The sequence below is a fragment of the Pseudomonas sp. MYb118 genome (genome assembly GCF_040947875.1).
In the GTDB taxonomy this organism is placed as follows: Bacteria; Pseudomonadota; Gammaproteobacteria; order Pseudomonadales; family Pseudomonadaceae; genus Aquipseudomonas.
In genome coordinates, this window is the sequence record NZ_JBFRXN010000002.1 from 3,253,118 (window position 1) to 3,268,559 (window position 15,442).

Sequence of the window (15,442 nt, forward strand, 5' to 3'; positions counted from 1 at the left end):
AAATCAGCGCGGAGATTTGCCATGAGTGCGCCCGACACCACCGCCATCCCGAAAACCACGGCTCGTCCGGGACCTTTCGACTGGTACCGCAACATCAATCAGCAGGAACGTCGCACCTTCTGGAGCTGCAAGATCGGCTACGGCCTGGACGGCATGGACACCCAGATGCTCAGCTTCGTGGTGCCAACCCTGATTGCGATGTGGGGCATCACCACCGGCCAGGCCGGGTTGATCCACACCAGCACCCTGATCGCCTCGGCCATTGGTGGCTGGGTGGCCGGGATTCTGTCCGACCGCATCGGCCGCGTGCGCACCCTGCAACTGACGGTCCTGTGGTTCGCCTTTTTCACCTTTCTCTGCGGTTTCGCCCAGAGCTACGAACAACTGCTGATCGCCCGTACCCTGATGGGCTTCGGCTTTGGCGGGGAGTGGACCGCCGGTGCGGTGCTGATCGGTGAAGTCATTCGCGCCAAGGACCGTGGCAAGGCCGTGGGCATGGTGCAATCCGGCTGGGCACTGGGGTGGGGGCTGACCGCGATCCTGTATGCCCTGCTGTTCTCGGTGTTGCCGCCGGAGGACGCCTGGCGCGCGCTGTTCATCCTTGGCATTGTCCCGGCGGTTTTCGTGATCTTCGTTCGCCGGCTGGTCAAGGACCCGGAAATCTACCGGGAGGCCAAGGCCAAGGAAGCCCCGAGCAATCCGTCGAAGTTTTACGAGATCTTCGCCCCCGGCATGCTCTTCACCACGATTCGTGCCTCGCTGCTGACCACCGGTGCGCTGGGCGGCTATTACGCGATCACGTCCTGGTTGCCGACCTTCCTGAAGAATGAACGGGGCCTGAGTGTCCTCAACACCAGCGGTTATCTGGCGATGGTGATCATTGGGTCCTACGTCGGTTATGTCATCAGTGCCTATTTGACCGACCTGCTCGGGCGCAAGAAGAACTTCATCCTGTTCGCGGTCGGCTCGTTCACCATCGTGCTGCTGTATACGCAATTGCCGGTCAGCAATGGCGTGATGCTGTGGCTGGGCTTTCCCCTGGGCTTTTTTGCCTCGGGGATCTTCAGTGGCATGGGCGCGTTTCTCACCGAGCTGTTTCCGACACGGATTCGTGGTTCAGGGCAGGGCTTTTGCTACAACATCGGCCGGGCGCTGGCGGCGTTGTTCCCCCTGTTGATCGGCTTGCTCAGCCAGAAGGTACCGCTGAGTGTCGGCATTGGCGCATTTGCGGCGGTGTCCTACGGGGTGGTGATCCTGGCTGCCCTGAGCCTGCCGGAAACCCGTGGCAAGCAACTCGACGCCCAGTAACTGATAATCTGCGGGCTTGTCTGAGAGAAAAGCCTCGCAGCTGAAAAGAACAAAGCCTACAGGAGTGTTCACAGTGAACCGCCTGCTACTGAACTGCGATATCGGCGAGAGCTTCGGCAGCTGGACCATGGGTCTGGACGCCGAGGTCATGCCCTTCATCGACTGCGCCAACGTTGCCTGCGGGTTCCATGCCGGCGACCCGAGCATCATGCGCAAGACCGTCAACCTGGCGCTGAACCATGGCGTGCAGATCGGCGCGCACCCGGCCTATCAGGACCTGGTGGGGTTCGGTCGTCGCTCCATGGCCTACACCGCCCAGGAACTGCAAGACATCCTGCACTACCAGATTGGCGCCCTCGATGGCCTGTGCCGGGCGCAGGGCGGGCGTGTCAGCTACGTCAAGCCACACGGGGCGATGTACAACGACATGATGGCCAACCCGGCGCAATTGCGTGCCGTGCTGCAAGCCGTGGCGGCTTACGATTCGACATTGCCGCTGATGCTGATGGCTACCCGCGACAACAGCGCGGCGCAGCAACTGGGGGACGAGTACGGCGTGACCCTGTGGTTCGAAGCCTTCGCTGACCGGGCCTACGACAGTGCCGGCCGGCTGGTTTCGCGACAACTGCCGGGCGCCGTGCACCATGATGCTGACACGATCATTGCCCAGGCTTTGAAGATTGCCCGCGGTGAACCGCTTACCGCCAGTGACGGCAGCGCCTTGCACTTGCAGGCCAACACCCTGTGCGTGCATGGCGACAACGCCAGCTCGGTGGCGGCGGTGCGCAGTATCCGTGAAGCCCTCGATGAGTTGCGCGCATCATGAAACTGCGCATCGAAGTAGTGGCGCTGGATTGCCTGATGGTGCGGCTGTTCGATGAGATCGCCGAAAGCAACATGCCGTGGATGCTCGCCGCCAGCGAAAACCTGCGGGTGGCCTTTGCCGGGCAACTCATCGACCTGGTGCCGTCCTACACGACGCTGATGGTGCATTACGACCTGAATGCCTTGAGCCCAACCCAGGCACGGGCGTTGATCGCCGAGGCGCTGATCGACCTGTCGCCCAACACCCGCCGCAGTGGCCAGTGCCATGTGCTGCCGGTCTGGTATGACCTGAGCGTCGGCCCGGAGTTGGAGCTGTTGGCCAAACGCAGCACGTTGACGGTGGATGAAGTGATCCGCCGTCACAGCGAACGGGAATATCAGGTATTCGCCCTGGGTTTCGCACCGGGCTTTGCCTTCATGGGACTGGTGGAGGAAGCGCTCGCGGCACCGCGCCTGAGTACCCCGCGCAAGAAAGTGGCGGCGGGCAGCGTAGGCATCGCCGAGCGGCAAACCGCCGCTTATCCGGCCGTGTCTCCGGGCGGCTGGAACCTGATCGGGCGTACACCGGCGCGCTTGTTCGACCGTGATCGCGAGGGCTACAGCCTGATGCAACCGGGCGACACCGTGCGTTTCGCCCCGATCAGCCATGCCGAGTTCATTAACCTGGGCGGCGACGACACCCCCTTGGAGGCGCAGGCATGAGCCGTCTTTCGATTGAAGCGAGCACGCCGTTGTGCCTGTTGCAGGATGCCGGCCGATTTGGCGTACGACACCTGGGCGTAACCCAGGGCGGCGGGCTGGATTGGCGCTCGCAGGCGTGGGCCAACTGGTTGCTGGGTAACCGGCTGGATGCGGCGGTGATCGAGATCACCCTGGGCGGATTTACCGTGCTGGCCGAAGAGGATTGCCTGCTGGCGCTGGCAGGCGCGGACCTGGGCGCGCAACTGGATGGCCAGGCGCTGGCACCGTGGCGCAGTTTCAAGGTGCGCAAGGGCCAGCGTTTGCAATTTACCCAGCCGTTGCTGGGGGCTCGTGCCTATCTGGCGGCGCCGGGCGGCTTTGATGCACCGCAGGTGCTGGGCAGTTGTGCGACGGTGGTGCGCGAGGAACTGGGTGGGCTGGACGGCAGGGGGCAGGCGCTGGTCAAGGGCGCCTCATTGAGCTACTCCGTCGACGCGCCGCTGCTGGTGCGCGAGTTGCCAGCCGGGCAGGTGCCGGATTTGCAGCGCGATGCACCGCTGGACTTGATCCTCGGGGCACAGATCGGCGAGTTCAGTGGCCAGAGCCTGTTCGATGCGTTCAACAGCCCCTGGACCCTCGACAGCCGAGCCGATCGTATGGGCATACGCTTGCTGGGGCCGGCGTTGACCTACCAGGGCAAGCCGATGATCTCCGAAGGGATCCCGCTGGGCGCGGTGCAGGTGCCGCCGGACGGGCAGCCGATCGTGTTGCTCAATGACCGCCAGACCATCGGCGGTTATCCACGCCTGGGGGCGCTCACGCCATTGGCGCTGGCGCGGCTGGCGCAGTGCCTGCCGGGGGCGCAGGTGCGGTTGCGGCCGGTGGTGCAGGAGGTTGCGCATCGGGAGCAGGTTGAGTATTTGAGGCGTTTTTCCTACGGCTAAAAGCATCGCGAGCAAGCTCGCTCCTACAGAGGTTTTGCTGACCATCTGTAGGAGCGGGCTTGCCCGCGATGGCGTCACATCAGGCACCACAAAACTACTTGGAAAGAAACCGCATCCCTTCCTCCAACCCCCGCAACGTCAGCGGGTACATCTGGTCCTCGATCAGGTCGCGCACGATGTTGGTCGATGAGGTGTAGCCCCAGGTGTCTTTCGGATACGGGTTGATCCAGATGAGCTTCTTGTACTTCTCCATGAAGCGCTGCATCCACACGTAGCCGGCTTCCTCGTTCCAATGTTCGACGCTGCCGCCCGGCTGGGTGATTTCGTAGGGCGCCATGGCGGCGTCACCGATGAAGATCACTTTGTAGTCGGCGCCGTACTTGTGCAGCAGGTCCATGGTCGAGGTGCGCTCGGAGGTGCGGCGCATGTTGTTTTTCCACACCGATTCATAAATGAAGTTGTGGAAGTAGAAGTACTCCAGGTGCTTGAACTCGGTCTTGCAGGCCGAGAACAGCTCTTCGCAGGTCTTCACATGGGCGTCCATCGACCCGCCGATGTCGAACAGCAACAACAGCTTGACCGTATTGCGCCGCTCCGGGCGCATCTGGATGTTCAGAAGGCCCGCATCCTTGGCGGTGTGGTCGATGGTGCCGTCGATATCCAGCTCTTCGGCCGCACCCTGGCGGGCGAACTTGCGCAGGCGGCGCAGGGCGACCTTGATGTTGCGCGTACCCAGCTCCACCGAGTCGTCGAGGTTCTTGTACTCACGCTGGTCCCAGACCTTGACCGCCTTGCCCTGGCGCTTGCCGGCATCGCCGACGCGGATGCCTTCTGGGTTGAACCCGCCGGAACCGAACGGGCTGGTGCCGCCGGTGCCGATCCATTTGTTGCCGCCGGCGTGGCGTTCCTTCTGTTCTTCCAGGCGTTTCTTGAATTCTTCGATGAGCTTGTCCAGGCCACCCAGGGACTGGATCGCCGCCCGTTCTTCATCGGTCAGCGAACGCTCGAATTCCTTGCGCAGCCAGTCTTCGGGAATCAGCGCCTCGAGGTGGTCGTCGAGCTTTTCCAGGCCGTTGAAGTAGGCGCCGAAGGCCCGGTCGAACTTGTCGAAGTGCCGTTCGTCCTTCACCAGGATGGCCCGGGCCAGGTAGTAGAACTCGTCCATGTCGGCGAAGGTCACGCGCTGTTTCAGCGCGTTGATCAGGTCCAGCAGCTCACGCACCGAGACCGGCACCTTGGCGGCACGCATTTCATTGAACAGGTTGAGCAACATGGCGTCAGCCCCTTTTCACCAGTGCTTAGCGAGTGCCGCGGCGGCTCATGAAGGCCAGGCGCTCGAGCAGTTGCACGTCCTGTTCGTTTTTCACCAGGGCACCTGCCAGCGGCGGGATGGCCTTGGTCGGATCGCGTTCGCGCAGCACGGCTTCGCCGATGTTGTCGGCCATCAGCAGTTTGAGCCAGTCCACCAGTTCGGAGGTGGATGGCTTTTTCTTCAGGCCCGGGACCTTGCGCACGTCGAAGAACACGTCCAGCGCTTCGCTGACCAGGTCTTTCTTGATGTCCGGGTAGTGCACGTCGACGATCTTCTGCAGCGTGGTGCGATCCGGGAAGGCGATGTAGTGGAAGAAGCAGCGGCGCAGGAAGGCGTCCGGCAGCTCTTTTTCGTTGTTGGAAGTAATGATGATGATCGGCCGCTGCTTGGCCTTGATGGTCTCGTCGATCTCGTAGACGTAGAACTCCATCTTGTCGAGCTCTTGCAGCAGGTCGTTGGGGAACTCGATGTCGGCTTTGTCGATTTCGTCGATCAGCAGGATCACCCGCTCCTCGGACTCGAACGCCTCCCACAGCTTGCCCTTTTTCAGGTAGTTGCGGACATCGTGGACCTTTTCGTTGCCCAGTTGCGAATCACGCAGGCGGCTGACCGCGTCGTACTCGTAGAGGCCCTGGTGCGCCTTGGTGGTCGACTTGATGTGCCAGGTGATCAGCCGCGCACCGAAGGATTCGGCCAGTTGCTCGGCCAGCATGGTCTTGCCGGTGCCGGGCTCGCCCTTGACCAGCAGCGGACGCTCCAGGGTGATGGCGGCGTTGACCGCCAGCTTCAGGTCATCGGTGGCGACGTAGGCCTGGGTGCCTTCGAACTTCATCTGCTAATCCTCGAACGGTAAAGCCGGCCTGACGGGGCAGGGCGGGGCGCAATAATCAAGTACCCGACTATAACGCGCAGGCCGGTCGACTGTGAACGCAGACGGCTTATTCAGTCTCTGAATGGAGCGTCACATCTTGACTCAGTCTCGGCGGCTTGCCAGTATTGAGCTATCGCCATTTTGGCGATAGCTTGCGATTCATGTCTACTAAATACCGATTTCGCGATACGTACCGCATTCAACTGCGTGAACGTGACCATCCGCCACCCCATGTCCATCTGGTCGGGGGCGGGCTGGATGTCGTGCTCAGCCTGGAAACCGTCGAAGTGACCATGGGCCGGGCACCGCCGTTGATCATCAAGGAAGCCCTGGATTGGGTCCGCGCCCATCAGGTGCAACTGCTGCAGGAGTGGAAACGATGTTACCCATGAAACGGCCACGGCTATCGGCGGTGCAGGCGCTGCCCGACAACCGCCTGGCGCTGACGTTTATCGACGGCCAGCAACTGACCCTCGACCTGAGCCGTGATCTGCGAGCCTATCCAGGGTTGCAGCCGTTGTTGGCGCCCGGGGCGTTCGAAGGGGCGGCCCTTGGTGATGATGGCTGGAGTGTGGAATGGCCCGAACAGGACATCCAGATCGGCGCAGACACGCTGTATCTAGATGCGCTGGCGCAGAATGCCACGGACGAAAACACCCGGATCTTCATCGACTGGCGTGCCCGCACCGGCCTGCCGCTCAATCAGGCGGCGCAGGCGCTGGGGGTCAGCACTCGCAGTATCACCCGTTACAGCAGTGGTCGCGAGGCGGTACCCCGCTCTCTGGCGCTGGCCTGCCTCGGTTGGGATTTCTTGCAGCAGCAGGCCAACGCAGCGCAGGCGGCCGAGGAAATCGGGCGCTACAGCGTTTTCCCCAAGGCTTAACCGGCTTGCGGTTTGGGTCGTTCATAGCGGGCGTTAAAAGCCTGGATGAAACCGTTGCGTAAAATCTGCAAAAACGCCTGGAACGCGCTGATGTCCTGGCGGTGCACGTTGCCGCTCAACTCCACCCGCGTGGCAAACTGATTCTTGCCCTGGTTTTTCAGTACGGTTTCGGAAGCTCCGACGATGGCTTCCCAGATCGAGCGGAACACGCCCTTGTCCTTGTTCTCCACGTCCTGTTGCCAGTTGAACACATCGACATCCTTCAACAGGGGTTTGATGTACCCGCTCAATTGCGCCTTTTTCGCCTGTGCCTCGATCACCACGTCACCGTGGCCGGCGTTGAAGTCGAACTTGCCGTAGGCCGAGGCGAAATCGTTCACGCGCTTGAGTTCGATGTCCCTGGCCCGCAGGCGGAACTGGAAGTCTTCGAAATTGCTCAGCGGGTCGAAGGTTGCGCTGGTTTCCAGGGGCGCGTGTCCCAGCAGCAACGCTTTGCCATCGAAGCGCGCATCGCGCTTGCCCTCCTTGTCGACCACGTTGGTCAGGTTGTAGATGCTCGCGTTGACGTCGGTGGCGTTCATGTTGACGGGCGGCTTCGAGTTGAAGTTGCGAAAGCTGATCTTGCCGTCGTAAATGCGCACTTCGTCGAGGGTGATGGGTAACAGCTTGCCCAATTGAGCACGCCAGTCCGTGCCTTCACCGGTTTGCGAGTTCTGCTTGTTGGCGCCGCCGTCGACGAAATTCACCTGCGGGTTGAAGAACTGCACCTTGGCCACGACGGCGTGGTCGTACAGCAGCGAGTGCCAACTGACGGCCAGGTCGATCAACGGCGCCTCGACGAAGGGGACCGGGACCTTGCCATCGACCTTGATGATTTCCAGGCCGTTGATCTTGTAAGCACCGCGCCACCAGGCGAGATCCACGTCGGTGATCTGGCCGCGGTAATCGCCCATGTCGGCGAGTTTGCCATTCAGGTAATCGCGGACCATATAGGGCAGGGCGATGTGCAAAGCGACCAGACAGACAACGAGGCCAACGAGGATCCATAAGGGCCAGCTGTAACGACGTTTCATGATGGCAAATCTCTGGCGATGTAATGCATTGACTGTAATGGCTAGCGGACGTTCGACCTGACTGGACGAGCACCGGCAACAGGCATACCGTGATGGGCTAAATCAATGCTGTATCAAGGACCCGGTCATGAGTCGTATTTTTGCTGACAACGCCCATTCCATCGGTAATACCCCGCTGGTGCAGATCAACCGCATCGCGCCACGTGGCGTGACCATCCTGGCCAAGATCGAGGGGCGCAACCCGGGTTATTCGGTCAAGTGCCGGATCGGCGCGAACATGATCTGGGACGCTGAGAGCAGCGGCAAACTCAAGCCAGGCATGACCATTGTCGAGCCCACTTCGGGCAATACCGGCATTGGCCTGGCGTTCGTCGCGGCCGCGCGCGGCTACAAGCTGATTCTGACCATGCCTTCGTCCATGAGCATCGAGCGCCGCAAGGTGCTCAAGGCGCTGGGCGCCGAGCTGGTGTTGACCGAGCCGGCCAAAGGCATGAAGGGCGCGATTGAGAAGGCCACCGAGATCGTCGCTGGCGACCCGTCCCGTCACTTCATGCCGGCGCAATTCGACAACCCGGCCAACCCGGCCATCCATGAGAAAACCACAGGTCCGGAAATCTGGAACGACACCGACGGCGCGGTCGATGTGCTGGTGGCGGGCGTGGGCACCGGCGGAACCATCACCGGGGTTTCTCGGTATATCAAGAATACTCAGGGCAAACCAATTGTGTCGGTGGCGGTCGAGCCGGTGGTGTCGCCGGTGATCACCCAGGCGCTGGCAGGCGATGAAATCAAGCCAAGCCCGCACAAGATCCAGGGCATCGGTGCCGGTTTTGTGCCGAAGAACCTCGATCTGTCGATGGTCGACCGCGTCGAGCTGGTCAGCGACGAAGAGTCCAAGGCCATGGCCCTGCGCCTGATGCAGGAAGAAGGGATTCTGTGCGGTATTTCCTGCGGTGCGGCGATGGCCGTGGCTGCGCGTCTGGCCGAAACCCCGGAGATGCAGGGCAAGACCATCGTGGTGATTTTCCCGGACTCCGGTGAGCGCTACCTGTCGAGCATGCTGTTCAGTGACCTGTTCACCGATCAGGAGAACCAGGCTTAAGCGCGCGTGTCACTCGTCTGACAGAGGGGCTGGCCGAGGTCAGCCCCCGTTCAGGAGGCTTATGTTAATAAAGGTTTTATTACACAATCCTCAACACTGAATGTTGAGTCGGGCGGGTTTTTCCCAAGGCCTGTAGTGCTTATCATGGCTGGCTGCCGCGCCGGGTACATGGCGTTGTGCAAAGTTGTTTATTTTCAAGGAGTTGTGGATGACCTTTTCCTTTGCCGTGAAGGCTTCGCTGTTGCTGCTGTTTTTGGGCAGCACACTGTATGTGCATTTGCGCGGCAAGGCGCGTTTGCCGGTCTTGCGCCAATTCGTCAACCACTCGGCGCTGTTTGCGCCCTACAACGCCCTGATGTACCTGTTTTCCGCCGTGCCTTCCCGGCCTTATCTGGATCGCAGCAAATTCCCTGAACTGGATGTGCTCAAGGACAACTGGCAGGTCATCCGCGAGGAGGCGATGCACCTGTTCGACGAGGGCTACATCCGCGCCGCTGAGAAGAACAACGACGCCGGTTTCGGCTCGTTCTTCAAGAAAGGCTGGAAACGTTTTTACCTCAAGTGGTACGACAAACCCCTGCCATCGGCCGAAACCCTGTGCCCGAAAACCGTGGCCCTGGTCAGCAGCATCCCCAACGTCAAGGGCGCCATGTTCGCGTTGCTGCCGGGCGGCAGCCACTTGAACCCGCACCGCGACCCGTTCGCCGGCTCCCTGCGTTATCACCTCGGGCTGTCGACGCCCAACTCCGACGATTGCCGCATCTTCGTCGATGGCCAGGTGTACGCCTGGCGCGATGGCGATGACGTGATGTTCGACGAGACCTACGTGCATTGGGTGAAGAACGAAACCGAGCAGACCCGGGTGATCCTGTTCTGCGACATCGAGCGCCCATTGAGCAATCGCCTGATGACCAGCATCAATCGCCGGGTCAGCGCATTCCTGGGGCGCGCCACCGCACCGCAGAACCTCGACGATGAGCGCGTCGGCGGGATCAACCAGGCCTACGCTTGGAGCAAGCGTTTCAGCGACAAGACCAGCTCGGTGGTCAAACAGTGGAAACGCCGCAACCCCAAGGCCTATCGCGTACTGCGGCCGGTGCTGGCGGTGGTGGTACTGACGCTGCTGGGGTACTGGCTGTTCGGGTGATTGCATCCGCATTATGAAAAAACCGCTCACTGGGAGCGGTTTTTTTTGCCCGTTTTCAGGGGCGGCCGGCGAGCAGGTTGGGTTCTTCGCCTTCGATGCCCGTGACGAGTAATTGAAGAAGGCGGCGTTGGCTCGCCGTCAGTTCTCCCGCCACTGCTTTGCTTTGCGCAACATGAGCGTTTTTCCTTGTGGAAGATTTTTTGATTGTTCTGCGCATATTCCCTCCACCGCTGGTCATCAATTGAACAGTCTTCAAAATACAAGGTTCTCCAAAGTTTTGACAAGTCGGCCTTCGCGATCGAATTCAAAGCCAAGTTGCCGATAGATCGAAACTGCTCCCGCCCGTGGTTCCTGGATTTCGAGCAAACCGGCGCCTATGACCTGTGCATATTGCTCAACCACGATCATCGTGAGCGTTGCGATACGCCCCTTCAAGGGATGTGCGCTCCCCGGATTTCCTTCCAATCGCACGATACGGATTCGTTGCCGGCTGTTATTCGGGTTCGCGAAACACAGCCCACACAGCTCGGAGTTGAACCAGATGGCAAGGTCCAGGGCCAGTGGCTCCCGTGCCTTCCACTCGATGACCTCATGCCATGAGAAATGCGGATCCTCCCACTGGTCAAAAGCAGTCAACGCTTGCATATCAATCGGCTCAAAGCGCACATTCGACAAGTCCACAGCTGCGGAGTCAGTTTCGACGCGCAGAAGTTGTACAACGCTCGAAACAGCCTGTTTTCTCGCCTGTGATTTGTACAATTGATACCGAAGATAAGCCCGTTCCCTTGGCATGTGATCCCGTGCATTCCCTGTCCTCGCTGGACGCTGCTGTGAATCCCAAGCCTAGGTAACTGTGTGCTTTACGTCTTTACTGGCCCTTTGTCCAAGTCATTGCAATTGTTGTCAGGCGCTGGATCGTCGGCTTGGTGCATGGCGCCAGGCCTTTTTTCATTTGCTCAGGGCATGCTCGGCCCGCACTGAATTCATGAACGCCTGCATGGCAGACGATTGAATGCGATGGCGCCGGGTGATCAAGCCATAAGGCGGCAGACGCGCCTCGAACTTGATCGGCAGCACCGCCAGCAGGTCGCGGCCGGGGTAGTCCTCGACCACCGAAACCGGGGTGACGCCGAGCATGTCGGTCTGCTGGATGAGCGACAGCAAGGTCATGATCGAGGTGGTTTCGACGATGCTGCTGGGGATGTCGACCCGTGCGTTGTGGAACACCTGGTTGATGATCGCGCGCATCGGGCTGGGTTGCTGTTGCAGCACCCAGGTCATGTTCTGCAGTTCGGCCCAGCTCAGGTGTTTCTCGTTCGCCAGCGGGTTTTGCGCACTGGCGATCACGCACAGCGCCTCTTCGGCGAGGCTGTCGAACAGCAGTTCTTCGGCCCGGGCCCCGGCCGGAATGCGCCCCAGGACGATGTCGAGCTGGTCCTGCAAAAGTGCCTGGACCAACACGTCGCTGGTGTCGACCTGGATGCTCATCGACAGGCGTGGATGGCTGTGTTTCAGGGTGGCGATGGTGCGGGTCAACAACCCCGAGGCCAGCGCTGGAATGGCGCCGACCGCAACGCGGCCGAGGTTGCCGGATTCCAGCGCGACCAGTTCTTCACGCATGCCGCTCAGTTCAGCGAAGACCATGCGCGCGTAATAGATCACGGTTTCCCCGAACGGGGTCGAGCGCATGCCACGGGGCAGGCGCTCGAAGAGTTCGACGCCGAGCAGGTCCTCGGCCTCGTGCAGCATCTTGGTGGCTGCCGGTTGGGTCATGCCGATGTGATCGGCGGCGCGGCGCAATGAACCGAATTCCTGCAACGCCAGCATCAGCCGCAATTGGCGCAGGCGCAGTCGACTGTGTATCACATTGGCTTCAGGAATTCTTGTCATGGGCGGCGCTCGCAGGAAAGACTGCGGCAAGCCTGACAATAAATGTCAGGCATTGCCAGCGTCACTACACCGATTTGGTCTTGGCGACAGGGGATTTACGCAGACCGAGCACGCTGGCCAGTGCCTTGGAAATCAGCGGCCAGAACAGCATCAGCAGGGCGGCGGTGGTCAGGCTGCCCACCAGCGGGTTGGACCAGAAGATACCAACGTGACCGTCGGAGAACAGCATCGACTGGCGGAACGCATCTTCGGCTTTGTCGCCCAGCACAGCGGCCAGAATCAAGGGTGCAATCGGGTAGCCCAGTTTTTTGAACAGGTACCCGAGCGCGCCAAAGCCCAGCATCAGCACCACATCGAAGAACGAATTGTGCACCGTGTAGGCACCGATGGCGCAGACCATGATGATGATCGGGGCGATCACCGAAAACGGGATGCGCAGGATCGAGGCGAACAGCGGCACGGTGGCCAGCACCACGATGAGGCTCACCACGTTGCCCAGGTACATGCTCGCAATCAGGCCCCAGACGAAATCGTGCTGCTCGACGAACAGCGTCGGGCCAGGGTGCAGGCCCCAGATCATCAAGCCGCCGAGCATCACCGCCGCCGTGGCCGAACCCGGAATGCCCAGGGTCAGCATCGGCAGAAGCGCGCTGGTGCCGGCGGCGTGGTCGGCGGTTTCCGGGGCGATCACGCCTTCGACTTCGCCTTTGCCGAAGTTTTCGCGATTCTTCGAGAAGCGCCGCGCCATGCTATAGCTCATGAACGAAGCGGCGGTCGGGCCACCAGGGGTAATGCCCATCCAGCAACCCACCAGGGTGCTGCGCACAATCGTCCACCAGTAGCGTGGCAGTTTTGCCCAGGTGCGCAGGATGACCATCGGTGTAATCCGCGCACGTTCGCCACGGAACACCTGGCCTTCCTCGACGGTGCAGAGGATTTCGCCGATGCCGAACAGGCCGATCACCGCCACTTCGAAGCTGATGCCGGTCATCAGGATCGGTTGGTCGAAGGTCAGGCGCAGGTTGCCGGAGACGGTGTCCATGCCGACCGCTGCCATGGCGAAACCGATCATCATCGCCACCACGGTTTTCAGTGGCGGGTTCTTGCTCATGCCGATGAAGGTACAGAACGCCAACAGGTACACAGCGAAGAACTCGGGCGAGCTGAACGTCATGGCGAACGCGGCGATCTTGGTCGACAGGAAGGTCAGCAACAGCACCCCGGCCAGCGCGCCGATCAGCGCCGAACTGAAGGCGGCGGTCAAGGCTTCGGCGGCGCGACCTTCACGGGCCATCGGGTAGCCGTCGAACGTGGTCGCCACCGATGAAGGTTCACCGGGTATGTTGAACAGGATCGAGGTGATCGAGCCGCCAAACAGCGCACCCCAATACATGCACGACAGCAGGATGATCGCCGACACCGGCGACATGGTGAACGTCAGCGGCAGCAGCAACGCCACGCCATTGGGGGCGCCGAGGCCGGGCAGTACGCCGACCAGAATGCCCAGCAATACGCCGACCACCATCAGGCCGATATGGCCCGGCGTGAGGATCAGGTTCATGCCTTGCAGCAGGGAATCGAACTCGCTCATTTGAAGTGTCTCCAGGCCATGGCAATCAAGTCGCCCAGGGGGCCTGCATCCAGCGGGACCTTGAACCACAACGCGAAAATCAGGTAACTGGCCAGCGCTGCGCCGAGGGATACGCTGGCGATCATCAGTTTGCCGTAGGGTTGGGCGCGGACCTTGTCACGGGCCATGAACCAGGCGATGAAACAGGCCGACGCCACATAGATGCCGGTGAAGGGCATGGCGGCGACGAACAGGGCAATCGGGATGAACACCGACAGCACCTGGCGGAACGCGTTGCGACTGACAAAGGCAATGTTCAGTGCCTGCCAGCGCACCAGGGTCAACACGCCGTTGGCTACGCTCGCCGCGCACAGCATCAGGCCGATGTAGAAGGGGAAGTAACCCGGCTCGGGGCCGGCATCACCCCAGCCGATACCTTGTTCGACACTGCCAATCATCACCACCGCGCCAATCAGCGCGGTGAAGGCGGCCAGGCCGAGTTCGATCCAACGGGTGCCGACCAGTGCCGGTGAATCCGAAGAATGGGACATGCAAACACCTCCAGAGGCGACGGCCGCGCAGGGGGGCGGCCGTCACAGACTCAGTTTTTCAGCCAGCCGGCTTCCTTGAACACCGGAGTGACGCGGGCGGTGTCTTTTTCGATGTAGGCGGTCAGTGGCTCGCCTTCGAGGAAGGTCGGCACCAGCGCGTTCTGTTTCACGTAGGCCTTGAACTCAGGCGTCTCGGTGACTTTGCGCATCAGCTCGACATAGAACGCGCGCTGCTCGGCGGTGACGTCGCCCGGCATGAACACAGTGCGCGGGAAACGGTACTGATCGACGCCCAGGCCCTGCTCGTGGCAGGTCGGCACGTCGGCCCAGGATTTGTCGCCGGCGACCTTGTCGGTGTAAGCCATGCGTTCCTGGCTGAACACGCAGAGCGGTTCGACCTGGTCGCCACGCCACTGGCTGATGCTTTCGGCGGGGTTGTTGACGTTGGCGGCGATGTGTTTGCCGGCCAGTTGCGTCGCGGCTTCACTGCCGCTCTTGAACGGGATGTACACCAGCTTGCTGTTGTTGGTCTGGTTGAGCAGCAGAGTCAGCGTTTGGTCCACGTCCTTGGACTGGCTGCCGCCCATGCGCATCTTCGAAGGATCGGCCTTGGCCGCTTCGTAGAAACCCTTGGCATCCTTCCACGGCGCGCCTTTGTAGCTCCACAGGATGAAGTCATCCTCGGCCACGGCGGCGACGGGCGTCAGTTCCTGCCATTGGTAACCGAGCTTGGACACCAGCGGCAGCAGGTAGATGTTGTTGGTGCCGATCACCAGCTTTTCCGCATCGCCCTTGTTCATTTTCATGTCGAGGAACGCTTCGGCGCCGTTGCCGCCGCCCTTGTTGAGGACGATGGTGTTGACGTCGAGCAGCTTGTGCGTGGTGATGATCGACTGAATCAGACGGCCGAGTTGATCGGTGCCGCCACCGGGGCCGCCGGCAACCACGATCTCGACGTTCTTGTCCGGTTGCCAGGCGGCACTGGCCAGGGCGGGCAGGGCGCCGGCCGCTATCAGCGTGCAACCAAGGAACAGACGGGAGGTGCGACGGACGAATGCATTTCGCATTGGAAGGGCCTCGTTTTTGTAGTTGTTATGAGTGACTTGTCGGTGCTCGAAAGCTGCAAGCCTGGCCCGAGTGTGGGAAGGCGCCGCGCTCGCGTCTAGTCAAAACAATACATATACCGATAGCCTGAGGTTATAGCTTGCTTGGAAATGAATTGTGACAGTTATCGAATGTCCCGTTCCAGAGCGTTTTCGGGGTATTTTGGTGGGGGAGCAACGGC

At 61.0% G+C, this 15,442-nt stretch carries 17 protein-coding genes; 8 read left to right on the plus strand and 9 right to left on the minus strand.

From position 1 onward, the window contains the following. The first annotated feature begins 21 nt into the window (after positions 1-21). From ABVN20_RS20730 to ABVN20_RS20745, 4 genes are all read left to right on the plus strand, one after another. A complete protein-coding gene (locus ABVN20_RS20730; RefSeq protein ID WP_368557553.1) occupies positions 22-1,308 on the plus strand; it encodes an MFS transporter in 1,287 nt (428 codons plus the stop codon). Positions 1,309-1,381: 73 nt separating this feature from the next. Beyond that, on the plus strand, positions 1,382-2,134 hold the full coding sequence (locus tag ABVN20_RS20735) for a 5-oxoprolinase subunit PxpA (protein WP_368557554.1): 753 nt from the start codon (positions 1,382-1,384) through the stop codon (positions 2,132-2,134). Next, a complete protein-coding gene (gene pxpB / locus ABVN20_RS20740; RefSeq protein ID WP_368557555.1) occupies positions 2,131-2,835 on the plus strand; it encodes a 5-oxoprolinase subunit PxpB in 705 nt (234 codons plus the stop codon). Before ABVN20_RS20735 ends, pxpB begins: the two co-directional genes overlap by 4 nt. Further along, complete coding sequence (locus tag ABVN20_RS20745) at positions 2,832-3,758, plus strand: biotin-dependent carboxyltransferase family protein (RefSeq protein ID WP_368557556.1); 927 nt, start codon at positions 2,832-2,834, stop codon at positions 3,756-3,758. The genes pxpB and ABVN20_RS20745 overlap by 4 nt, the downstream gene beginning before the upstream one ends. Before the next feature lie 94 nt (positions 3,759-3,852). Here ABVN20_RS20745 and ABVN20_RS20750 read toward each other — a convergent pair whose 3' ends face one another. Then, positions 3,853-5,031 carry a VWA domain-containing protein gene (locus ABVN20_RS20750; protein WP_368557557.1) on the minus strand — a complete coding sequence of 393 codons (1,179 nt, stop codon included), beginning with the start codon at positions 5,029-5,031 and terminating at the stop codon, positions 3,853-3,855. Positions 5,032-5,056: 25 nt separating this feature from the next. Continuing rightward, positions 5,057-5,902, minus strand: a complete 846-nt coding sequence (locus ABVN20_RS20755) for a MoxR family ATPase (protein ID WP_260522592.1) — start codon at positions 5,900-5,902, stop codon at positions 5,057-5,059. Between the two features lie 200 nt (positions 5,903-6,102). On the opposite strand from ABVN20_RS20755, the gene ABVN20_RS20760 reads away from it, so the two are divergent. Both ABVN20_RS20760 and ABVN20_RS20765 read left to right on the plus strand, forming a co-directional pair. Next, a complete protein-coding gene (locus ABVN20_RS20760) occupies positions 6,103-6,333 on the plus strand; it encodes a DUF4160 domain-containing protein (RefSeq protein ID WP_368557558.1) in 231 nt (76 codons plus the stop codon). Further along, positions 6,321-6,824: a DUF2442 domain-containing protein gene (locus ABVN20_RS20765; RefSeq protein WP_368557559.1), complete on the plus strand. Its 504-nt coding sequence runs from the start codon at positions 6,321-6,323 to the stop codon at positions 6,822-6,824. The genes ABVN20_RS20760 and ABVN20_RS20765 overlap by 13 nt, the downstream gene beginning before the upstream one ends. Here the strand turns inward: ABVN20_RS20765 and ABVN20_RS20770 are convergent. Next, positions 6,821-7,897 (minus strand): DUF748 domain-containing protein, encoded by a 1,077-nt coding sequence (locus ABVN20_RS20770; protein WP_368557560.1) that lies wholly within the window; start codon positions 7,895-7,897, stop codon positions 6,821-6,823. The genes ABVN20_RS20765 and ABVN20_RS20770 overlap by 4 nt on opposite strands. Positions 7,898-8,024: 127 nt before the next feature. On the opposite strand from ABVN20_RS20770, the gene cysK reads away from it, so the two are divergent. Continuing rightward, positions 8,025-8,999 (plus strand): cysteine synthase A, encoded by a 975-nt coding sequence (gene cysK, locus ABVN20_RS20775; protein WP_368557561.1) that lies wholly within the window; start codon positions 8,025-8,027, stop codon positions 8,997-8,999. Positions 9,000-9,207: 208 nt separating this feature from the next. Continuing rightward, on the plus strand, positions 9,208-10,146 hold the full coding sequence (locus ABVN20_RS20780) for an aspartyl/asparaginyl beta-hydroxylase domain-containing protein (protein ID WP_368557562.1): 939 nt from the start codon (positions 9,208-9,210) through the stop codon (positions 10,144-10,146). 55 nt (positions 10,147-10,201) lie between these two features. Here ABVN20_RS20780 and ABVN20_RS20785 read toward each other — a convergent pair whose 3' ends face one another. The 6 genes from ABVN20_RS20785 to ABVN20_RS20810 form a co-directional block, all read right to left on the minus strand. Continuing rightward, positions 10,202-10,363 (minus strand): hypothetical protein, encoded by a 162-nt coding sequence (locus ABVN20_RS20785; protein WP_368557563.1) that lies wholly within the window; start codon positions 10,361-10,363, stop codon positions 10,202-10,204. 35 nt (positions 10,364-10,398) lie between these two features. Beyond that, positions 10,399-10,938, minus strand: coding sequence for a hypothetical protein (locus tag ABVN20_RS20790; protein WP_368557564.1), 540 nt, complete (start codon positions 10,936-10,938; stop codon positions 10,399-10,401). Positions 10,939-11,094: 156 nt separating this feature from the next. Further along, positions 11,095-12,036 carry a LysR family transcriptional regulator gene (locus tag ABVN20_RS20795; protein ID WP_368557565.1) on the minus strand — a complete coding sequence of 314 codons (942 nt, stop codon included), beginning with the start codon at positions 12,034-12,036 and terminating at the stop codon, positions 11,095-11,097. 64 nt (positions 12,037-12,100) lie between these two features. Further along, positions 12,101-13,627: a tripartite tricarboxylate transporter permease gene (locus ABVN20_RS20800; RefSeq protein WP_368557566.1), complete on the minus strand. Its 1,527-nt coding sequence runs from the start codon at positions 13,625-13,627 to the stop codon at positions 12,101-12,103. Continuing rightward, entirely contained in the window at positions 13,624-14,157 is a 534-nt protein-coding gene (locus ABVN20_RS20805) for a tripartite tricarboxylate transporter TctB family protein (RefSeq protein WP_368557567.1), read from the minus strand. Before ABVN20_RS20805 ends, ABVN20_RS20800 begins: the two co-directional genes overlap by 4 nt. Before the next feature lie 50 nt (positions 14,158-14,207). Then, positions 14,208-15,224 carry a Bug family tripartite tricarboxylate transporter substrate binding protein gene (locus ABVN20_RS20810; RefSeq protein WP_368557568.1) on the minus strand — a complete coding sequence of 339 codons (1,017 nt, stop codon included), beginning with the start codon at positions 15,222-15,224 and terminating at the stop codon, positions 14,208-14,210. Between the last annotated feature and the right edge of the window lie 218 nt (positions 15,225-15,442).